Genomic DNA, 19,632 nt, shown 5'->3' with positions numbered 1-19,632 from the left:
CGTCAGCCCCGCTTGAAAAAGGCGTCGGCGGCGCCCTGCGCCGCCTGCTTGGCGGATCGGGCTGCCTCGATCCGGGCGATTTCGGCCCGCAGGAGTGCGATGCGCTCGTCGAGGTCGGAGAGCGAGAGCGTGTCGAGGGATTGCCCGACCTCGTGGGTCACGGGCCTGCGCGGCCGGTCTTCGTCATCCCGCATGCTGTCCCTCCTTCAGGAACGGCCGTCCGGCGCCGTCCCACGGCAGGCCCAGATGGCCCGCCACCGTGGCGCCGATATCGGCGAAGCTGTCGCGCCGGCCGATGGCGCGGCCGGCGATGCCCGGCCCGAAGGCCAGGACCGGGACCTGCTCGCGGGTGTGGTCGGTCCCGGTCCAGGTCGGGTCGTTGCCGTGGTCGGCGGTGATCACCGCGAGATCGCCCGGGCGAAGCGCCGCCAGGATTTCAGGGACGCGCGCGTCGAACGCCTCCAGCTCGGCCGCGTAGCCGGGCACGTCGCGGCGGTGGCCGTGCTCCGTGTCGAAATCCACCAGGTTGACGAAGATCAGGCCGCCGTCCGGCAGGTCCTGCAGGGCCTCGAGGCCGGCCTTGAGGCAGGCGGCATTCGGACCGGGCTTGATCTCGCGGCCGGTGGCGCGGTGGGCGAAGATGTCGCCGATCTTGCCCACGCTCACCACCGCGCGGCCGGCCGCCTCCGCCTGATCGAGAAGCGTGCGGCCCGGCGGCTCCACGGCGAAATCCTTGCGGTTGCCGGTCCGGCGGAAGCCTGTCTCCGGCGAGCCCACGAACGGCCGCGCGATCACGCGGCAGACCCGGTAGGGATCGCATAGGCGCCGCGCCACGCGGCACAGGTCGTAGAGCTGCTCCAGCCCGAAGTCGTCCTCGTGGGCGGCGATCTGGAACACGCTGTCGGCCGAGGTGTAGCAGATCGGCCGCCCCGTCCGGAGGTGCTCGGCCCCGAGTTCGTCAATGATGGCGACGCCCGGTGCGTGCCGGTCTCCGAGGATTCCCGGCAGACCGCCCTCGGCAATCAGGGTCTGCACGAGGTCGGTCGGGAAGGCCGGCGCCGTGTCGGGGAAGTGGCCCCAGGGCTCGGGCAGGGGCAGGCCGGCGATCTCCCAGTGGCCGGAGGGCGTATCCTTGCCGGCGGCCGTCTCGACGGCGTGGCCGTAGGCGCCTCCCGGGGGGCCCTCAGGGGCGAGATACGGCGGGATCCGGCCGGACGCTCCGGCCGCGGCGAGCCCGAGCCCCAGCGCTGCGAGGTGGGGCAGCCGCAGCGGTCCGGCGCGGAGCCCCGCGCGGTCGCCGCGCCCGGCCGCGCAGGCCTCGGCGATGTGCCCGAGCGTGTCGGAGCCGGCATCGCCGTAGGCCTCGGCATCCGGCGCCCCGCCGATGCCGACGGAATCGAGGACGATGATGAGCGCGCGCGCCACGGTCAGGCCGGCTCCAGCTCGGCCGGGGCGTCGCTGTCGAGGGCGAAGGCGGCCTTGAACAGGGCGCGGGTATAGGCGGTCTGCGGGTTCGCGAAGATCGACTCCGCGGCGCCCTCCTCGACCACGCGGCCGTTCTGCATGACCACGACATAGTTGGCGAGCGCCCGAACCACCTTCAGGTCGTGGCTGATGAACAGGTAGGCGAGGCCGCGCTCGCGCTGCAGGTCGCGCAGCAGCGTCACGATCTGCGCCTGGACCGAGCGGTCGAGCGCCGAGGTCGGCTCGTCGAGCACGACGAAGCGGGGGTTGAGCACCATGGCCCGCGCGATGGCGATCCGCTGGCGCTGACCGCCGGAGAACTCGTGCGGGTAGCGGTCCATGGCGGCCGGATCGAGCCCGACATCGGTGAGCGCCTTCGAGACCACGGCGCGGCGCTCGGCCCGGGAGCGGACGGCACCCTGGACCACGAGACCCTCGGCGACGATGTCGGCCACCGACATGCGCGGCGAGAGCGAGCCGTAGGGATCCTGGAAGACCACCTGCATGTCCCGGCGCAGGGGGCGCATCTGCGCCACGCCGTAGCCGTCGATGGCCTTGCCCAGGAACACGATCGGACCTTCCGAGCCGGTCAGCCGCAGCAGGGCGAGGCCGAGCGTCGTCTTGCCGGACCCGGACTCCCCGACGACGCCCACGGTCTCGCCGGCGCGGACCCGGAGGGAGACGCCGTCCACCGCCTTGACGTGGCCGGCGACGCGTCGGAGCAAACCCGCCTTCAGCGGGAACCAGACCTTGAGCGGACCGGCCTCGACGAGCGGCGGGGCATCGGCCGGGACCGGGTTGGCGCGGCCCTTCGGCTCCGAGGCGATCAGGCGACGGGTGTAGTCGTGCTGCGGGTTCGCGAAGACCGACCGGGTCTCGCCCGCCTCCACGATCTTGCCCTTCAGCATCACGCAGACCCGGTCGGCGATTCGCTCGACGATGCCGAGATCGTGGGTGATGAACAGCATCGCCATCCCGAGGCGCTTCTGCAGGTCGGCGAGCAGGGCCAGGATCTGCGCCTGCACGGTGACGTCGAGCGCCGTGGTCGGCTCGTCGGCGACGAGGAGATCGGGCTCGCAGGCGAGCGCCATGGCGATCATCACCCGTTGGCGCTGGCCGCCGGAGAGCTCGTGCGGGTAAGCGCCCATGCGGCGCTCCGCGTCGCGCAGACCGACGAGGTCCAAGAGTTCAAGGATCCGCCGCCGGGCCGCCTTGCCGGTGAGCCCCCGATGGAGGCCCAGCACCTCGCCGATCTGCCGCTCGATCGTGTGGAGCGGGTTGAGCGACGTCATGGGTTCCTGGAACACCATGGTGATGTCGGCGCCGCGCACATCGCGCATCGCCCGCTCGGGCAGGCCCGCGAGGTCGCGGCCCTTGAACAGGATCCGCCCGCCCGGGCGGGCCGCGCCGTCGAGGAGCCGCAGGATCGCCAGCGCCGTCACCGACTTGCCCGATCCCGACTCGCCCACCAGCGCCACGGTCTCGCCCCGACAAATGGTGAAATCGACGCCGTCGACCGCCACCGTCTCGCCCTCCCGGGACCGGAAGGCGACGGACAGTCCCTCGACGGAGAGGAGCGGCTGGGTTTCGGACATGGGCCCCTTATAGCGCGCCGGAGCGCGGACCCTAGTCTATCGTGCGGTCACGCCGCGACCCGATCGGTCTCACCCCTCGGATCCGCGCGCCAAAGCACACGACACCGGATGACGCAGGCCCGCCTGAGCCTTCCAACCCTTGCCCTCATCCTGAGGTGCCGGAGCGTAAGCGCAGGCCTCGAAGGAGGCCTTCAAGAATCGCGCGGCCGGCTGGAAGCCTCCTTCGAGGCCGCTCCGCGGCACCTCAGGATGAGGCGAGCGAGTGGGATCACCTCATCACGCCGCCGGGAGCGCGGTCGTGTACGTTACCGGCGCACCCGAGCGTCGGGTGAGGAGGTCGTCATGAGCGCGCACGGCGAAGCGTTTGCCGCGGAGATCTGGGCGGCGCTCGACGGGCCGCCCGCGGCCCTCGCGTCTCTACGCTTCGACGGGGCCGGCGCCCTGCCCTCGGCCTTCGCGGTCACCGACCTGGCGGCCGGCTCGATCGCCGCCGCCGGGGTCGCCCTCGCGGAGGTCGCGGGGGCGACGGGTTCCGTGAGCGTCGACCGACGGCTCGCCTCCTTCTGGTTCGCGGCCTCGCTCCGTCCGGACGGGTGGCGCCTCCCGGCGCCGTGGGACCCCGTGGCGGGGGATTATCCGACCCGGGACGGCTGGATCCGGCTCCACACCAACGCCCCGCACCACCGGGCGGCGGCCGAGCGGGTGCTCGGCACCCAGACGGATCGCGCCGGGATTGCGCGGGCGGTGGCGGGCTGGGACAAGGCCGAGCTGGAGGCGGCGATCCTCACGGAGGGCGGCTGCGCGGCCGAGATGCGCGGACTCGCCGAATGGATGGCGCATCCGGCGGGGCATGCCGTGGCCCCGGAGCCGCTGGTGGCACTCCAGCCCGTTGCCGGCCGGTCGCCTTCGCGCTGGAGCCCCCGGGCCGGACGACCCCTCGCGAACCTGCGGGTGCTCGACCTGACGCGGGTCCTCGCCGGGCCGGTGGCGACCCGCTTCCTCGCGGGGTTCGGCGCGGACGTGCTGCGGATCGATCCGCCCGATTGGGACGAGGCCCCGCTCGAGCCGGAGATGACGTTGGGCAAGACCTGCGCCCGGCTCGACCTGCGCCGGGCGGCGGACCGGGCGGTCTTCGAGGAGCTGCTCGCCGGCGCGGACGTGCTGGTCCACGGCTATCGTCCCGGTGCGCTCGACGGGCTCGGCTACGGAGAGGCGGCGCGGGAGAGGCAGTCCCCCGGCCTCGTCGAGGTCTGTCTCGACGCCTACGGCTGGTCCGGTCCCTGGGCGGGGCGGCGCGGCTTCGACAGCCTCGTCCAGATGAGCTGCGGGATCGCCGCGGCGGGGCAGGACTGGACGCAGGCCGACCGGCCGGTGCCGCTCCCGGTGCAGGCGCTCGACCAGGCCACCGGCTACATGATGGCCGCGGCGGTGCTGCGGCTGCTCGCGCGCCGGCTCTCGGACGGCGTTGGCGGCCGGGCCCGGCTGTCCCTTGCCCGCACGGCGGCCTTTCTCGCGGGGGCCGTCCCGGCCGAGGCCGCCGGACCGCTCGCTCCCGAGACGAAAGCCGATCTGGCGCCCGAGGTGGAAGCGACCTTCTGGGGGGCCGCGCGGCGCCTGCGGCCGCCGGTCTCGGTGGCGCACGCGCCGATGCACTGGACGCGGGCCGCGCGCCGGCTCGGAACCGATGCCCCGGCCTGGGACGATGCGCCGGCTCCGTCATGAAACCGGGGATTGAGTGGCCCGACGGCTTTTCGCGCGGATTGATCCGCAACCGAAGGTCGCTACAAGCGCCGGGGTGGCTATCTCCCCCCTGCGCCTCGGCGCGCTGCTCGCGCTTCTCCTCCTGTTCACGGCGCGCCCCGCCGCGGCCGTTCCGTCCGAGGGCGCGACCGAGACCGTCGAGCAGGCGCTCTGCCGCCTCATCGACGATTCCGCGAAGGCCCGCAGCCTGCCGGTGCCGTTCCTGACCCGGCTGATCTGGCGCGAGAGCAGTTTTCGCGTGGGCGTCGTCAGCCCGGCCGGCGCGCAGGGCGTCGCGCAGTTCATGCCGGGGACCGCGCGGGAGCGCGGGCTCCTCGACCCCTTCGACCCCGAACAGGCGATTCCGCACGCCGCCCACCTTCTGGCCGACCTGAAGAGGCAGTTCGGCAATCTCGGTCTCGCCGCCGCGGCCTACAACGGCGGCGCGGCGCGGGTGAGCAAGTGGTTGTCCGGCGACGGCGGCCTGCCGGCCGAGACTCGCGCCTACGTGGCCGCCATCACGGGCGTGCCGGCGGAGGATTGGCGGACCGGACCCGGCAAGGCGATCGAGTATCCCGAGGGTGTCGCCCCGGCCAAACCGGAGAAGGACGCGAAGGAGGCGAAGGAGGCAAAGCCGGAGGCGCCGCAGACCTGCCTGCAGGTCACCGCCAGCCTGCGCATCCCGGCCCGCGGCGACCGCTTCGCCCTCGGCCTCAACGAGGGCCCGGCCGCGCCGTGGGGCATCCAGCTCGCCGGCAACTTCTCGAAGGCGCTCGCCCTCCAGAGCTTCAACCGTGCCCGCAGCAGCTATGCCGGCGTGATCGGCGAGGTCCGACCGATGATCATCGGGACGCGCCTGCGCAACCGCGGGACCCGGGCCTTCTACCGGATCCGCATCCCGGCGCAGAGCCGGCAGGCCGCCGACGACCTGTGCGGCCGCATCCGCAAGGTCGGCGGCGCCTGCATCGTGCTGCGCACCTGATTTTCCGCGATCCGCCCCAGGAGCGTCATCAATCCGCCCTGAGAGCGGTGCCGTATGGGCCCGTCGGGACAACCGGATGGGATATGACACGGCTCCTCACCGCGCTCGCCAGCCTCCTCTGCCTCGGACTCGCCGCCTTCGGGTTCACCGCCGCCTCGCCGCTCGCCCTGTTCGACGCGATCGGCCCGCGCGATCCGGGGGGCGCCTCGCAGCGAAGGACCAGCCCTTCGGCGAGGGGCCGCGGCGGCGCCTCGACGTCTACGTGCCCGTCGCGGCGGCCGAGAACGCGCCGGTGCTCGTCTTCTTCTACGGCGGCTCCTGGCAGAGCGGCTCCAAGGACGACTACGCCTTCGTGGGGCACGCCCTGGCCGCGCAAGGCTTCGTCACGGTGCTCCCGGATTACCGGCTCTTCCCGGAGGCGCCGTTCCCGGGCTTTCTGGAGGACGGGGCCGCGGCCGTGGCCTGGGTGCGGGAGAACATCGCCGGCTATGGTGGCGATCCGCGCCGGATCGTGCTCGCCGGCCACTCGGCCGGCGCCTACAACGCCGTGATGCTCGGCCTGGATCCCCGTTACCTCACGGCCGTCGGAGTCGATCCCAAGGTGATCAAAGCCGTGGCGGGCCTGTCCGGCCCCTACGATTTCCTGCCGCTCGACCAGGACACCACCACCAAGGTTTTCGGGCAGGCGCCCGATCTGCCCGCCACGCAGCCGGGGAGCTTCGTCGGCCCGCTGTCGCCGCCGGCCTTCCTGGCGACCGGCGAGGCCGACACGGTGGTGAAGCCGCGCCACACGGTCAGCCTCGCCGCCAGGCTGCGGGCTGAGCACGTGCCCGTGCAGGAGCGGATCTACGCGGGGCTCGACCACAAGGACACGCTGCTTGCCCTGTCGGTCACCTTCCGGTCGAAGGCGCCGGAACTCGCCGAGATGGCCGCCTTCCTGATGCGGCAATCGGCCGGCCGCTCGCAGTACACGATGCGGCGCTGAGCGGCGCATCAAGGTTATCGCGCGATTGATCGGGGCACACGTCAGTTTGCCATCGCCCCAGGGCTGCCTGCCGCTAGTATGAGGCAGGCCGCACGGCGCGGCCCTCGCGGTGGGACGACATGGCTTCTGCGGACGCGGCGATCGGGGTTCCGGCCGACGGGCGGCAGCGCGGCATCGCCGGCCGCGACGTGCCGGACGTCGTGCGGGTACTCCTCAACGGCGCCGTCTTCGTCCTGCTCTGGAACCACCTGTGGCTCGTGGATCTGGCGGACCGGTCGTCCCTCGCGGCGGCCGAGGACGGCAGCGCGCTGACGCAGCTGCTCTTCCTCGTGACGGGTGGCGTGATGGCCTGGGCCATCCACCGGATCGGGATCCGCCACCTGCGTTCCCTCGCGACTTGGCCGCTGATGGCGTGCGGCCTCTGGCTCGCGCTCACCGCGCTGCTGTCGATCGAGCCGAGCCTGTCGCTGCGGCGGCTGACCCTGCTGGCGATCGCCGCCGGGCTGTCGGCCGGCGTTCTGATCGTCGCGCGCTCGCCCCGGCAGCTCGCCCTGACCCTCGCGGGCGCGGCCCTGGTGATCCTGATCGCATCCTATCTCGCGGTGGCCCTGGTGCCGAACCTCGCGATCCACTCGGCCTTCGACGTCAATTCCGATCCGAGCCATCCCGGCCTCTGGCGCGGGATCTTTCCGCAGAAGAACGAGGCCGGTGCCGCCATGGTCATCCTGGTGATCGTCGGCCTGTACGTCGCCACCGCGGCCAGCCGCGTGCTCGGCTGGACCATCGTGCTCCTGGCCGCCGGCTTCCTGGTGGCGAGCGGCTCGAAGACCGCGATCGCCCTCCTGCCGGTGATCCTCGCCGTCACGGGCCTCTGTCAGGTCTTCACCGGCGGCTTCGCCCGGTCGCTTCTGCTTCTCGGCCCGGTGATCGGGTTCTCGCTGATCTCGATCGGTTCCGTCCTGGTGGCGCCGATCCGGGACGCCGTCGGGGTGCTCCTCACCGACGCGACCTTCACGGGGCGCAGCGAGATCTGGCAATTCGCCATCGACAACATCTTCGTCCGCCCCTGGCGCGGATGGGGGATCGGCGCGTTCTGGATGACCGAGCGCACCATGTACGGCGGCTCCGAGGAGCTGACCTGGGTGAACAGCGCCAACCACTCGCACAACGCCTATCTCGACACGGCGCTGATCGGCGGCTTCCCGTTCCTCGCCCTCACCGTCGTGGCCTTCGTGCTGGCGCCGGTCCGCGACCTCCAGCGCGCGGCGGGCGGCACCCGGCTCGACGCCGAGACGCTGCTGTTCCTGCGCCTGTGGTTCCTCGGCCTCGTCTCAGCCTCCTTCGAGACGGTCCTGTACAACGGCAACAACGCCACCTGCTGCATGTTCATGATGGCGGTGTTCGGCCTGCGCCTGCGGACACGCTACGCCATCGCGGCCAACTGAGCGAAGGCCGCGGGCCTCAGTCGGGCAGCGCGAAGACCAGCAGCGCGTCGCCGGTACCGAAGCCGGCGGCCTTCGTGAACGACGCGCCCCCGGCCGCCACCGCCAGGTACTGCTTGCCGTCCAGCGCGTAGGTCATCGCCGGCCCGCTGATGCCGGCGCCGCACTGGAAGCGCCAGAGTACCCGGCCGTCGCGCGTGTCGTGGGCGTCGAGGTGGCCGTCCTCCTCGCCGGAAAAGACGAGGCCGCCGGCGGTGGCGAGGGTGCCCGCCGACAGGCGGCTCGCGGACCGCACCGACCACGCGATCTTGCCGCCATCGGCGAGATCGACGGCCGTGAGCGTGCTGAAGGACGGCTCGCCCTTGGCCTCGCTGGTCTCGGTGTAGCGGATCTCCGGGCGCCCCGGGGCCGCCGGCACGGTCTTGACCGTGTAGGTTGTCGCACCGTGGCGCACCTGCACGTAGGCCAGCCGCCCGTCATAGGCGGTGGGCGGCCAGGAGACGGCGCCGAGGGGCCCGGGCGCCACCACGGTCCCCTGCGGGGTCGGAGGCGCGAACAGGTTCTTCTGGTCGACCAGCGGGGCGGAGCGCGCGATCAGTTTCCCCGTCGCGCGGTCGTGGACGTAGATCCAGCCGGTCTTGCTCGCGGAGGCGACCGCCTTGCTGCCGTTCGGCCCGTCGAGCAGGAAGGGCGGCGCGGCGACGTCGTAGCCCCACTCGTCGTGCGGCACCTGCTGGTAGTACCAGCGGAGCTTGCCGGTCTTCACGTCGAGGGCGACGAGGCACATCGTGTAGAGGTTGTCCCCGGGCCGGGAGAGGCCGAAATTCTGCGGCGCCGGGTTGCCGGTCCCGAGGAAGATCAGCCCGAGATCGGGATCGTAGGCCGGCGTCATCCAGAGCGAGCCGCCGCCCACCCGCCAGGCGTCGCGGTTGGCCGGCGCCGCCGCCTTCTCCGCGGCGATGTCGCGATGCAGCGGCGTGCCGTCGGCGATCGCTTCGACGAAGCCGCCCTCCCAGCCCTCCGAGGGGGTGACGTACCAGCGCCACCGCTCGTCACCGGTCCTGGCATCGTAGGCGGCGAGCCAGCCGCGCCGGCCGTAGCCGCCCTCGATGCCGACCACCGAGCCGCCGTCGAGGCCGCCCGTCTCGTCCTCGATATGGAGTCCGTAGCCGGCGCCGGTCACGCCGACGATCACGAGGCCGTCGGCGACCAGTGGCGGCATCTTGAAGCCGAGGCGGCTCGACCCCTGCACCGGCTTGCCGCCGAGCGTCGCCGCGAGGCCCGAGGCGGTCTCGGTCTCGCCCTCCTCCGGGCGCACCGCCTCCTTGTCCCAGACCATCCGGCCGGTCTTGGCGTCCAGCGCGATCAGGCGTCCGTCCATGGTCGCCTCGAAGACGAGGCCACCGGACACGGCGAGCCCGCGGTTTGAGGGCGGCCCGAAGATCTTCTCCGTGCGCGGCTTGTGCGTGTAGGTCCAGACGGGCTTGCCGGTCTTGGCATCGAGCGCCGCGACGTTGTTCTGCGTCGTGGAGACGTAAAGGGTGCCGTCCACCATCACGGGCTGGGCCTGGAAGTAGCCCGTGACGCCGGTCTGGAAGAGCCAGGCGGGTCGCAGCCGGGCGACATTGTCGCGGTCGATCTGGGTCAGATCGGAGAAGTTGCGGTTGCTCGGATCGTGGCCGAAGGCCGGCCATGGGGTTTCGGCGGCGGAGGCCGCGAAGGCAGCAGACCCAGCATAGCTGGCAAGCAGGGCAACGCCGATCCAACGCGACAATTTCTTCTCCCGATAAGACGCATGTCGCGCCGGAAACACATTCGATTCCGGGTATGGCCCCGCTAGCGCTTCGCCACCCCGTCGAGCTGGGCCGGCGTCGCCTGCGCGCCCATCGCCCGCGCCATATCGGCGGCGCTCTGGCCGGAGATGTCGCGGCGCTCCGGGTCGGCCCCGTGCCGGAGGAGGAGATCGACCATCTCGGTCCGGTCGAACATCGCCGCCGTCATCAGGGCGGTGCGGGTGCCGTCGCCGACCCCGTCCACCGCGGCACCGTGCTGAAGCAGCAGCCGCGCGATAGCCAGATCGTTCTTGAAGGCCGCGCCGGCGAGCGGCGTCTGGCCGCGGTCGTTGGCTAGCTCCGGGTCGCCGCCGGCCTCGAGGATGATCCGGGCCGCCGCCTCCTGGCCGCTATAGGCGGCGAGCATCAGCAGGCTGTCGCCCTTGTCGTTGCGCAGGTTCGCCGGCAGCCCCTGGCCGAACAGATCGGCCAATTCCTCGGCGTGGCCCATCCGAGCATACTGGAAGACCCGGGCGGCGAAGGCGAGGGTGTCGTCGTCGAGGGTGGGGCGTGCGTTCGTCTCGGATGCCATCGCGTGCTCGTTTCTCACCGAGGTCTGATCTGGGCCCCTGCGGCACTGGCGTCCAGCGTCGCCGGGAACAGTTTCGCCGGCACGCTCGTTCCAGCCGCCAACGCGGGCTGGGATGGCCCGGCCCTTCCGGAGCGCCACGATGCCCCGCCCGTTCGAACCCTTCGCCGATGCGCTGCGCACCGCGCGCGAGATCGTTCGGGATCGCGGAGGCACCCTCGCGGAGGCAGCCGTGCAGGCGGATCCCCGCGCCTACGACGAGGCCTGTAACGCCCTCGTGGTCCGGATCGCGCAGGCGATCGTCGATGCGGGCGATGCCGCGGCCACCCATCGCGCCGGCCGGGACAACGCGGCAGCATGAGGCTCCGGCGGCGGCCAGTCAGCCGCGCCGCCGCCCGCCGCCGCCCTTGTACTTCGGCTTCTGCCCGCCGAGCCCCTGGGTCGAGCGCGGCTTCGGCCTCTCCTGCCAGACCGGTGCGAGGCCGCCCACCGGCAGCTCCCGGTCCGTCCCTGGGCCCATGTTGTCGAGGTCGGGCTTGGCGATGCGGCTGCCCCCTGCCCCGCGCGGCGGCTTCCGGCCGAACTTGCCGGCCTCGCGCTCCACATCGCCCTGCCGGGCCATCGGATCGTCCGAGACCAGAAGCTCGGTGGCCTGAAGCCGCTTGAGCTCGTCGCGCAGCCGCGCCGCCTCCTCGAAGTCGAGATCGGCGGCGGCCGCGCGCATGCGCTTCTCGAGGTCCGCCATCACGGCCTTGAGGTTGTGGCCCACCGTGATGGCATCCTTGGCCAGACCGGTATCGACCTGGACGTGGTCGCGCTCGAACACGCTGCTGAGGATGTCGGCGATGCCGCGTTTCACGCTCTGCGGTGTGATGCCGTGCTCGGCGTTGTAGGCGAGCTGCTTGGCGCGGCGGCGCTCGGTCTCGGCCATCGCCCGCTCCATCGAGCCGGTGATGGTGTCCGCGTAGAGGATGCAGCGCGCATCGGCGTTGCGGGCGGCGCGGCCGATGGTCTGGATCAGCGAGGTCTCCGACCGGAGGAAGCCCTCCTTGTCGGCGTCGAGGATCGCCACCAGGGCGCATTCCGGGATGTCGAGGCCCTCGCGCAGCAGGTTGATGCCGATCAGCACGTCGAAGGCGCCGAGCCTGAGATCGCGGATGATCTCGATCCGCTCCAGCGTGTCGATGTCGGAGTGCATGTAGCGCACCCGCACGCTGTTCTCGTGCAGGTACTCGGTGAGGTCCTCCGCCATGCGCTTGGTCAGCGTGGTCACGAGCGTCCGGTAGCCGGCCTGCGCCACTTCGCGGACCTCGCCCAGCAGGTCGTCGACCTGACTGCGGGCCGGGCGCACCTCGATCACCGGGTCGACGAGGCCGGTCGGGCGGATCACCTGCTCGGCGAAGACGCCGCCGGTCTGCTCCATCTCCCACTTGCCGGGCGTGGCCGAGACGTGGACGGTCATCGGCCGCATGGCGTCCCACTCCTCGAAGCGGAGCGGGCGGTTGTCGAGGCAGGAGGGCAGCCGGAAGCCGTACTCGGCGAGCGTCGCCTTGCGGCGGAAGTCGCCCCGGTACATGCCGCCGATCTGCGGTACGGTGACGTGGCTCTCGTCCGTGAAGACCAGGGCGTTGTCGGGCAGATACTCGAACAGGGTCGGCGGCGGCTCGCCCGGCTTCCGGCCGGTGAGGTAGCGGGAATAGTTCTCGATGCCGTTGCAGGCGCCGGTGGCCTCGATCATCTCGATGTCGAAGGTGCAGCGCTGGTCGATGCGCTGCGCCTCGATCAGGCGGCCCATCTTGATCAGCTCCTCGATGCGGCCGTTCAGTTCGGTCTTGATGCCCTTGATCGCCTGCTGCAGCGTCGGGCGCGGCGTGACGTAGTGCGAGTTGGCGTAGACCTTCACGAACTTCAGCTCGGAGATGGTCTTGCCGGTGAGCGGGTCGAACTCGACGATGCTTTCCACCTCGTCGCCGAACAGACCGATCCGCCAGCCGCGGTCTTCCAAGTGGGCCGGCCACAACTCGATCGAATCGCCTCGGACCCGGAAGGTGCCGCGGGCGAAATCCGACTGGATGCGCTTGTACTGCAGGGCCACGAGGTCGGCGATGAGCTGGCGCTGCTCGATCCGCTCGCCGAGCGAGACCGTGAACGACATCGCCGTGTAGGTCTCGACCGAGCCGATACCGTAGATGCATGAGACCGAGGCGACGATGATGACGTCGTCGCGCTCCAGCAGGGCGCGGGTGGCGGCATGGCGCATCCGGTCAATCTGCTCGTTGATCGAGGATTCCTTCTCGATGAATGTGTCGGAGCGCGGGACGTAGGCCTCCGGCTGGTAATAATCGTAATAGGAAACGAAGTATTCGACGGCGTTGTCGGGAAAGAACGCCTTGAATTCGCCGTAGAGCTGCGCGGCCAGCGTCTTGTTGGGCGCCAGGATCAGGGCCGGGCGCTGCGTCTCCTCGATGATCTTGGCCATCGTGAAGGTCTTGCCCGAGCCGGTGACGCCGAGCAGCACCTGGTCGCGCTCGTGGGCCTGCACGCCGGAGACCAGTTCGGCGATGGCCTTCGGCTGATCGCCGGCCGGCGTGAACTCGGATTTCAGCGTGAACCGGACGCCGCCCTCGGATTTCTGCGGGCGCTCAGGCCGGTGCGGGACCCAGGTCTGGCCGTTCTTGAACAGCGGGTTGCCCTCGGTGAGCAGCCGTTCCAAGGCCGTCACGGTCGCCGAGGCGCCGCCGTCGCTGCCGGGATCCGGCAGGTCGGCGCCCTCCGGAGCGGGGCCGTCCTCGGGCGGTGTCAGGCCGAGCGCCTGGGCGAGGCGCGGATCGACATCCGCGGCGTCTCCCAGCGCGTAGCCGGCCTGCGGCGCCTCCGCGAAGCCGTCGCGGGCGATCTCCGCCCGGCGGGTGGCAGCCTTCCCTCCGGCCTTGCTGGAGCCCCCCGCGGGCGTGTCGCGCCTCGCCCTGCCCGGTCGCGCGGGCTTCCCGGGTGCTGCTTCCGGCGCTGCTTCGGCCGGCGGCGGCCGGTTGCGATTGAGAGCGGGATTCAGCAACTCGGCCAGATAGGTGTCGAGCGGTTTCAGCTCGGGCTTCGAGGCCTTGGCGGACGTGCTCAAGACGGAAGCGGTGCGCGGTTTCTTCGGCGTCGGCATGTGCCCAATATGGTTCCGGCACGCGCCCGGAGAAACCCCGTGCCCTACGGTGTTTGACGATCATTGATCGCTCTCTGCCCGATCCGGCGTATTTCGGGCGCCGGGCCGAGACCTGGCACGCAATTGCAACTTCTAGGTAGAATTCGCCGCGCGCCGGTCTCGACGGACGGGATCAAGCCTGAAACTATTCGGACCGATGATCCGAGCGGACGGGTTGCGACAATCATGTTCGGCCGATACTTTGTGATGCAAAGCATGCTGCGGCGCGGGGATTGAGCCACGTGCAGGACCTGGACAAGGCGCTGGCCGACATCGTCGCGATCCGCTCGCAGATCGCGCGCGATACGGCGTTCCGCGGTCTCGGCGCCGCGACCGTCGCCGGCACCGGCGGCTTGGCGCTCGCCTGTGCGGCCGGACAGGCCCTGTGGCTCGGCGATCCATCGGCCCGGAGCGGCCTTTTCTTCGGCCTCTGGGTTGCGGCGGCGCTGGTGGCCTTCCTGATGATCGGCATCGAGGCGATCCGGCGCAGCCGCCGCCTGCATTCCGGCCTCGCCGACGCGATGGTCTGGAACGCGATCGAGGTGTTCCTGCCGGCCGCCGGCGCAGGCGCCTGCCTCGCCTTGGTGATCGCGCGGTTCGCCCCCGGCGAGGTCTGGATGCTGCCGGGCCTGTGGCAGGTGCTGGTGGGCCTCGGCCTGTTCGCCTCGGCGCGCATACTGCCCCGGGCGGTGCAGGGCGTCGGCGCGTGGTACCTTCTCGCCGGTCTCGTCGTGCTGGCGGTCTCGGCGGAGACGCACGCCCTCTCGCCCTGGACGATGGGTCTGCCTTTCCTGGTCGGCCAGGTGTGGCTGGCGGCGATCGTCCATCACGGCGCCCGATCCTTCGATGACGAGCCTCGATGATGGCCTCCGATCGGGACGACGGACGCTTCTCCTACGAGGGGCTCGACAGGATCATCCACGAGCGGGCGCGGCTCAGCGTGCTGACCTCCCTGGTGGCGCACCCGAAGGGCCTCCCGTTTCCGGATCTCAAGCGCCTGTGCGGTCTCACCGACGGTAACCTGAGCCGCCACCTCGCGGTGCTCAGCGAGGCCGATCTGGTGAGCCTGGAGAAGGGCTTCTCCCACAATCGTCCCCAGACCGTGTGCCGTCTGACGGCGATCGGGCGCCAGCGCTTCATCGGCTATCTGGGCGTGTTGGAGCAGGTCGTCCGGGACGCCGCGTCCGCGGCCGAGCGCGGGCCCGATCCGGGCCGACGCGGCCTCGATCCGGCCACGAAACCGGCGTGAGACTGCCGGATCCTCCCAAGATTGTTAATGCCGAACCGATAGACTTCAGAAGACGCGGTCATGCCGGGAGACTTTACGATGCAAAGCGAAGCAGCGCCGAAGGCCCTGCACGCCGCGATCATCATGGACGGCAACGGGCGCTGGGCGACGCAGCGCGGCCTGCCGCGGCTGGCCGGCCATCATCGCGGCGTCGAGGCGATCCGCCGCACCGCCGAAGCCTGCCCGGACCACGGCATCGGCACGCTCACGCTCTACGCCTTCTCGGCGGACAACTGGCAGCGCCCGGCCGAAGAGGTCGGCGGCCTGATGCGGCTGCTTCGGTCCTACCTGCGCAACGAGACCCAGCGGCTCGCCCGCACCGGCACGCGGCTCAGCGTTGTTGGCCGCCGCGACCGGCTGCCTGAGGGTATCCCCGCGGCCATCGCGGCGGCCGAGGCCGCGACCGCCGCGGGCACGCGCCTGCACCTGCGCATCTGCGTGGACTACTCGGCCCGCGACGCCATCATCGCGGCGGCGCAGCGCCTCCAGGGCGCGGAGGAGCCGACGCGCGAGAGCTTCGGCACCCTCGTGGCGGGCCCGATGCACGGGTCTCCGGTGGATGTCGATCTGCTGATCCGCACTGGTGGCGAGCAGCGGCTCTCCGACTTCATGCTGTGGGAGGCGGCCTACGCGGAGCTGATGTTCACCGAGCGGATGTGGCCCGAGTTCGGTCCCGACGATCTCGCTGCAGCCGTGGCCGAGTTCGCCCGGCGCGAGCGCCGCTTCGGAGGCCTGAAGGTGCCCGCGGTCCCCGCCGCCGCGTGAGCGCGCTTGACGGGCGGAGCCCTGCGCGCAGAGGGTTTCCGGCATGACCGAGACCCTCGTCAACCGCCGCATCCTGCTCGTCATCGGCGGCGGCATCGCGGCCTACAAGGCCCTCGACCTGATCCGGCGCCTGCGCGAGCGCGGCGCCAGTGTCTGCCCGTTGCTGACCGAGGGCGCGCAGGAATTCGTGACCCCGCTGGCCGCGGCGGCGCTGGCCGGGGAACGGGCGCATACCGACCTGTTCGACCGCGCGTCCGAAGCCGAGATCGGCCACATCAGGCTGGCTCGCCAAGCGGATGCCGTGGTGGTGGCCCCGGCCACCGCGAACCTGATGGCCCGCATGGCCGGCGGCCACGCCGCCGACCTCGCGACGACGGTGCTGCTGGCGACCACCCTGCCGATCCTGATCGCGCCAGCCATGAACGTGCAGATGTGGGCGCACCCGGCGACCCGCCGCAACCGCGCGACCCTGGAGGGCGACGGCGTGCGGATCGTCGGCCCCAACGCGGGGAAGATGGCGGAGCCGGAGAGCGGCCCCGGCCGCATGGCCGAACCCAACGAGATCGCGGATGCCGTCGAGCGGCTCCTGGCGGAAGCCTCGGGCCCCCGGATCCTCGCGGGCCGGCGCGTGCTCGTCACCTCCGGTCCGACGCACGAGCCCATCGATCCGGTCCGCTACATCGCCAACCGGTCGTCGGGCCGCCAGGGTCACGCCATCGCGGCGGCGGCCGCCCAGGCCGGCGCCGCCGTGACCCTCGTCTCCGGGCCCGTCGCGATCCCCGATCCACCGGGCGTCGCCGTCGTGCGGGTCGAGAGCGCCCGGGAGATGCTGGCAGCGGTCGAGGCGGCGCTGCCGGCCGACATCGCCGTCTTCGCCGCCGCGGTGGCTGACTGGCGCCCGGAGCGCGAAGCCGGCGCGAAGAAGATCAAGAAGGACGGCACGGGGCCGGCGCCGCTGCCGCTGGTGGAGAATCCCGACATCCTCGCCACCATCGCCCGCATGTCCGCGGGGCGTCCGCCCCTCGTGATCGGCTTCGCCGCCGAGACGGACGCGGTCCTCGACCACGCCCGGGCGAAGATCGCCCGAAAGGGCTGCGACCTGATCGTCGCCAATGACGTCTCGGCCGCGGGCGGAGTCATGGGCGGCCTCGCGAACGCGGTCCACCTGATCGGCCGCGATGGCGCGGTGGAAACGTGGCCGCGCCTGGACAAGGACGAGGTCGCTCGGCGGCTGATCGCACATCTCGCGACGATGTCGGCCGGCTGAGGCGCGTCGGGACGGCCGCGGGCCGCCTCCCTGGCCTCTACCGGCGGGAGCCGATAGAAGGCCTGCCGACGGCCGGCGCGGACGGCGCCGGCTCCAGGGAGAAACCATGCCTCGCCTGTCCCTCATCGCCGGAGCCGCGTTGTTCGCCATGACCACAGCCGCCAATGCCGAGATCGTGACCCTGCCGTCCGGTCTGCGATACCAGGATGAAGTCGTCGGGACCGGTCCGGAGCCGAAGGCCGGTCAGCAGGTCACCGTCCAGTACACGGGCTGGCTCGACGAGGGCGGCAAGAAGGGCAAGAAATTCGACTCCTCGCGGGATCGCAACCAGCCCTTCAGCTTCCCGCTCGGGGCCGGCCAGGTCATCAAGGGCTGGGACGAGGGCGTCGCCACCATGAAGACCGGCGGCAAGCGCACGCTGATCATCCCGCCGCAGCTCGGCTACGGCGCCCGGGGCGCGGGCGGCGTGATCCCGCCGAACGCGACCCTGATCTTCGACGTCGAACTCCTCGGCGCGAAGTAACGGCCGGGCTGCGCGACGGAGAGAGTCTCGAGAGGATGCTGTTCGCGCAGCTGCCCGACGAGCTGTTCAAGCCGCTGGCTTCGGCGAGCCGCGGCTTCAACGCCGCCCTGCTCCTCCATCTGCACCGGCGCGTCCTGGGGGCGGAGCCGGTGCGCAAGGCCGAGCTGCTCGCCGAGATCGGCGACTTTGCGGCGGGCTGGAGCGACCCGGAAGTCGGCGGCGACGAGCCGATCTCAGCCGACCCGGCCGAGCGGCGGGCGACGCTCTACCGCCGCCTTCTCGAAACCGGCTGGCTGATCGAGCGCCGCGAGCGCTACGTGCCGGTGGTCGAGTTCGACCCCGAGGCACGCCTCCTCCTGGAGGAATTGTCCCGCCTCGAACGGGGCGAGACGCGATCCTACGGCGGCGCTGTTCTGGAGGTGCTTGGCGGCCTCGAGAGCGCCCTGTCGGATCCGGGCAGCCGTTCGGAGGCGCTCGCGAACGCGGCCCGGGCGGCGGCGGCCTTCCTGTCGCACGTGCGCGGGCTCGCGGCCGGCATGCGCAAGGTCGAGGAGCGGATCCTGCGCGAGCCGGACCGCGCCAAGACCTTCCGGCTGTTCTTCGAGGAGTTCGTCGAGCGTCACCTGATCAGCGATTACCGGACGCTGCACACCCGCTTCAACCCGTTCCGCTTCCGGGCCAGCGTCGTGCGCGAGGCCGGCCGGGCGCTGCGCGACGCCCTCACGGTCCGGGCGCTGGCCGAGGGCCTGATCCGGGAGGGCCGCAGCCCCGATCTCGACGCCGCGCAGCGGGCCGTGCGGGCGGATCTCGCGCAGATCCTCTCCGTCTTCGAGGGGCTCGACAACCATCTCGACGCGGTCGACGCCGTCGTCGCGCGCCTGGAGCGCCGGATCGGCGCCGCCCTCCACGTGATGGACCGGCCGGACCCGAGCGGCGTCGAGCGCGCCGCCGCGATGCTGCGCGCCATCGGCGGATCGGACATCGCCCCGGACGTGCCGGCGGATGTCTCGCAGCTGCGGCCGCCGATCGGTCACGCGCACCTGCAGGCGCCGCGCGCCCGCAAGGCCGCGATCGACGTCGAGCCGCTGCCGGATCTCGAGGACGATCCCGTGGTGGACGCCTTCGCGGCCGCCAAGGCGGCGTTCCGCCGCCGTACCACCGTGACGCCAGAGAGCATGACCGCCTTCGTGGAGGCCCGGCTCGGCAACGCCCTCACCCTGCGCGGCTCGCAGGTCGTGATCGCGGGCGTCGACGACTTCATCGTGTTCCAGCGCCTGCGCGAGATCGACGTGCTGTTCGACGCGCGGCTCGGCGCGCGCTACGCCGTGACCCGGCTACCCGAGCGGGTCGCCAACGGCTGGCTCGACTGCCCGGATTTCGTGGTGGAGCGGCGACGCGGTGCTTGAGGGATTCCGGGCTATCATCGACGGCGACGAGCCGCCGCCCCCGGGCGCCCGCGCGCCCGAGGCCGAGGAACTCAGCCGCGCGCTCCAGGTGCTGTTGAAGGGGCAGGTGATCTACGCGGACACGCAGGGCATCGGCCGGTCCTACGAACTGGCGCGGCACTACGCGCCGTTCTTCACCGACTACTTCGCCTGCCTCGGCTACGCCTTCACGGTCTCGCACCGCGACCAGATGGTCTCGCTCAGCCCGGCCGCGGACGCGCCGCGCCACGACATCGTCTCGGAGCGCCTGCGCAAGGATGAGACCCTGGTGCTGCTAACGCTGCGGCTCCTGTACGAGGAGGGCCTGCGCGACCACCGCGCCGGCACGGACGGCATCGTCGAGTGCACCACCGACGAGATCGTCGAGAAGATCCGGACCGTGGCGCGCAACGAGCCGCCCGAGGAGGGCCGGCTCGCCGATATCCTGCGCCTTTACGCCAAGCGCGGCGGGCTGCGGCTGGGCGAGCGCGACCGGGTCGAACGGGTCACGCCGCTCTCGCTCCTGCCGGGCCTGGCCGTGCTCGCTTCCGACGCGTGGCTGGAGCGCCTGCGGACCTGGTCGGAGGCCGCCGAGACCTGACG

18 protein-coding genes are annotated in these 19,632 nt (G+C 71.7%); 12 read left to right on the top strand and 6 right to left on the bottom strand.

Annotation, left to right across the window (positions count from 1 at the left end):
- Positions 1-2: 2 nt before the first annotated feature.
- The 3 genes from MMSR116_RS21595 to MMSR116_RS21585 are packed head-to-tail and all read right to left on the bottom strand — an operon-like array spanning position 3 to position 3,059.
- Positions 3-194, bottom strand: a complete 192-nt coding sequence (locus MMSR116_RS21595) for a DUF1192 domain-containing protein (RefSeq protein ID WP_010687243.1) — start codon at positions 192-194, stop codon at positions 3-5.
- On the bottom strand, positions 184-1,425 hold the full coding sequence (locus MMSR116_RS21590; RefSeq protein WP_010687244.1) for a phosphopentomutase: 1,242 nt from the start codon (positions 1,423-1,425) through the stop codon (positions 184-186). Before MMSR116_RS21590 ends, MMSR116_RS21595 begins: the two co-directional genes overlap by 11 nt.
- A gap of 2 nt (positions 1,426-1,427) precedes the next feature.
- Entirely contained in the window at positions 1,428-3,059 is a 1,632-nt protein-coding gene (locus tag MMSR116_RS21585) for an ABC transporter ATP-binding protein (RefSeq protein ID WP_039894840.1), read from the bottom strand.
- A gap of 342 nt (positions 3,060-3,401) precedes the next feature.
- Here MMSR116_RS21585 and MMSR116_RS21580 point away from each other — a divergent pair, with 342 nt between their 5' ends.
- The 4 genes from MMSR116_RS21580 (at position 3,402) to MMSR116_RS21565 (ending at position 8,211) form a co-directional block, all read left to right on the top strand.
- A complete protein-coding gene (locus MMSR116_RS21580) occupies positions 3,402-4,781 on the top strand; it encodes a CoA transferase (protein WP_039894841.1) in 1,380 nt (459 codons plus the stop codon).
- Positions 4,782-4,854: 73 nt separating this feature from the next.
- Positions 4,855-5,781, top strand: coding sequence for a lytic transglycosylase domain-containing protein (locus MMSR116_RS21575; RefSeq protein ID WP_010687246.1), 927 nt, complete (start codon positions 4,855-4,857; stop codon positions 5,779-5,781).
- Between the two features lie 262 nt (positions 5,782-6,043).
- Entirely contained in the window at positions 6,044-6,766 is a 723-nt protein-coding gene (locus MMSR116_RS21570; protein ID WP_244625508.1) for an alpha/beta hydrolase, read from the top strand.
- A gap of 119 nt (positions 6,767-6,885) precedes the next feature.
- Entirely contained in the window at positions 6,886-8,211 is a 1,326-nt protein-coding gene (locus MMSR116_RS21565; protein ID WP_010687248.1) for an O-antigen ligase family protein, read from the top strand.
- Between the two features lie 16 nt (positions 8,212-8,227).
- On the opposite strand, the gene MMSR116_RS21560 is transcribed toward MMSR116_RS21565, so the two are convergent.
- Positions 8,228-9,982, bottom strand: coding sequence for a pyrroloquinoline quinone-dependent dehydrogenase (locus MMSR116_RS21560; protein ID WP_039894843.1), 1,755 nt, complete (start codon positions 9,980-9,982; stop codon positions 8,228-8,230).
- A gap of 62 nt (positions 9,983-10,044) precedes the next feature.
- Positions 10,045-10,572 (bottom strand): ankyrin repeat domain-containing protein, encoded by a 528-nt coding sequence (locus tag MMSR116_RS21555; protein ID WP_010687250.1) that lies wholly within the window; start codon positions 10,570-10,572, stop codon positions 10,045-10,047.
- A gap of 139 nt (positions 10,573-10,711) precedes the next feature.
- On the opposite strand from MMSR116_RS21555, the gene MMSR116_RS21550 reads away from it, so the two are divergent.
- Positions 10,712-10,930, top strand: a complete 219-nt coding sequence (locus MMSR116_RS21550; protein ID WP_010687251.1) for a hypothetical protein — start codon at positions 10,712-10,714, stop codon at positions 10,928-10,930.
- An 18-nt stretch (positions 10,931-10,948) separates the two neighbouring features.
- Here the strand turns inward: MMSR116_RS21550 and uvrB are convergent, their stop codons facing one another.
- A complete protein-coding gene (gene uvrB, locus MMSR116_RS21545; protein WP_010687252.1) occupies positions 10,949-13,723 on the bottom strand; it encodes an excinuclease ABC subunit UvrB in 2,775 nt (924 codons plus the stop codon).
- Positions 13,724-14,004: 281 nt separating this feature from the next.
- Here uvrB and MMSR116_RS21540 point away from each other — a divergent pair, with 281 nt between their 5' ends.
- The 7 genes from MMSR116_RS21540 to MMSR116_RS21510 all read left to right on the top strand — a co-directional run bounded on the left by MMSR116_RS21540 (position 14,005) and on the right by MMSR116_RS21510 (position 19,630).
- Positions 14,005-14,625 carry a hypothetical protein gene (locus tag MMSR116_RS21540; RefSeq protein WP_010687253.1) on the top strand — a complete coding sequence of 207 codons (621 nt, stop codon included), beginning with the start codon at positions 14,005-14,007 and terminating at the stop codon, positions 14,623-14,625.
- Entirely contained in the window at positions 14,622-15,011 is a 390-nt protein-coding gene (locus MMSR116_RS21535; protein ID WP_083920330.1) for a transcriptional regulator, read from the top strand. The genes MMSR116_RS21540 and MMSR116_RS21535 overlap by 4 nt, the downstream gene beginning before the upstream one ends.
- A 78-nt stretch (positions 15,012-15,089) precedes the next feature.
- Positions 15,090-15,815: a di-trans,poly-cis-decaprenylcistransferase gene (locus MMSR116_RS21530; RefSeq protein ID WP_010687255.1), complete on the top strand. Its 726-nt coding sequence runs from the start codon at positions 15,090-15,092 to the stop codon at positions 15,813-15,815.
- A gap of 43 nt (positions 15,816-15,858) precedes the next feature.
- Entirely contained in the window at positions 15,859-17,082 is a 1,224-nt protein-coding gene (gene coaBC / locus MMSR116_RS21525; protein ID WP_010687256.1) for a bifunctional phosphopantothenoylcysteine decarboxylase/phosphopantothenate--cysteine ligase CoaBC, read from the top strand.
- A 106-nt stretch (positions 17,083-17,188) separates the two neighbouring features.
- The gene (locus tag MMSR116_RS21520) at positions 17,189-17,605 is read left to right on the top strand and encodes an FKBP-type peptidyl-prolyl cis-trans isomerase (protein ID WP_010687257.1); all 417 of its coding nucleotides are present in this window, start codon (positions 17,189-17,191) and stop codon (positions 17,603-17,605) included.
- Positions 17,606-17,640: 35 nt separating this feature from the next.
- The gene (locus MMSR116_RS21515) at positions 17,641-19,011 is read left to right on the top strand and encodes a Wadjet anti-phage system protein JetA family protein (RefSeq protein ID WP_010687258.1); all 1,371 of its coding nucleotides are present in this window, start codon (positions 17,641-17,643) and stop codon (positions 19,009-19,011) included.
- Positions 19,004-19,630: a DUF4194 domain-containing protein gene (locus MMSR116_RS21510; protein ID WP_010687259.1), complete on the top strand. Its 627-nt coding sequence runs from the start codon at positions 19,004-19,006 to the stop codon at positions 19,628-19,630. The genes MMSR116_RS21515 and MMSR116_RS21510 overlap by 8 nt, the downstream gene beginning before the upstream one ends.
- Positions 19,631-19,632 lie beyond the last annotated feature (2 nt).

This window comes from Methylobacterium mesophilicum SR1.6/6 (assembly GCF_000364445.2).
GTDB classification, from domain to species: domain Bacteria; phylum Pseudomonadota; class Alphaproteobacteria; order Rhizobiales; family Beijerinckiaceae; genus Methylobacterium; species Methylobacterium mesophilicum_A.
This window is presented reverse-complemented; position numbering and strand designations above follow the sequence as displayed.

What these genes read in the sequence shown, in the direction of transcription:
- MMSR116_RS21595 (WP_010687243.1), bottom strand. Translation starts at nt 194, where the DNA reads ATGCGGGATGACGAAGACCGGCCGCGCAGGCCCGTGACCCACGAGGTC.
- MMSR116_RS21550 (WP_010687251.1), top strand. Translation starts at nt 10,712, where the DNA reads ATGCCCCGCCCGTTCGAACCCTTCGCCGATGCGCTGCGCACCGCGCGC.
- MMSR116_RS21585 (WP_039894840.1), bottom strand. Translation starts at nt 3,059, where the DNA reads ATGTCCGAAACCCAGCCGCTCCTCTCCGTCGAGGGACTGTCCGTCGCC.
- MMSR116_RS21555 (WP_010687250.1), bottom strand. Translation starts at nt 10,572, where the DNA reads ATGGCATCCGAGACGAACGCACGCCCCACCCTCGACGACGACACCCTC.
- MMSR116_RS21530 (WP_010687255.1), top strand. Translation starts at nt 15,090, where the DNA reads ATGCAAAGCGAAGCAGCGCCGAAGGCCCTGCACGCCGCGATCATCATG.
- MMSR116_RS21565 (WP_010687248.1), top strand. Translation starts at nt 6,886, where the DNA reads ATGGCTTCTGCGGACGCGGCGATCGGGGTTCCGGCCGACGGGCGGCAG.
- MMSR116_RS21515 (WP_010687258.1), top strand. Translation starts at nt 17,641, where the DNA reads ATGCTGTTCGCGCAGCTGCCCGACGAGCTGTTCAAGCCGCTGGCTTCG.
- coaBC (WP_010687256.1), top strand. Translation starts at nt 15,859, where the DNA reads ATGACCGAGACCCTCGTCAACCGCCGCATCCTGCTCGTCATCGGCGGC.
- MMSR116_RS21535 (WP_083920330.1), top strand. Translation starts at nt 14,622, where the DNA reads ATGATGGCCTCCGATCGGGACGACGGACGCTTCTCCTACGAGGGGCTC.
- MMSR116_RS21520 (WP_010687257.1), top strand. Translation starts at nt 17,189, where the DNA reads ATGCCTCGCCTGTCCCTCATCGCCGGAGCCGCGTTGTTCGCCATGACC.
- MMSR116_RS21580 (WP_039894841.1), top strand. Translation starts at nt 3,402, where the DNA reads ATGAGCGCGCACGGCGAAGCGTTTGCCGCGGAGATCTGGGCGGCGCTC.
- uvrB (WP_010687252.1), bottom strand. Translation starts at nt 13,723, where the DNA reads ATGCCGACGCCGAAGAAACCGCGCACCGCTTCCGTCTTGAGCACGTCC.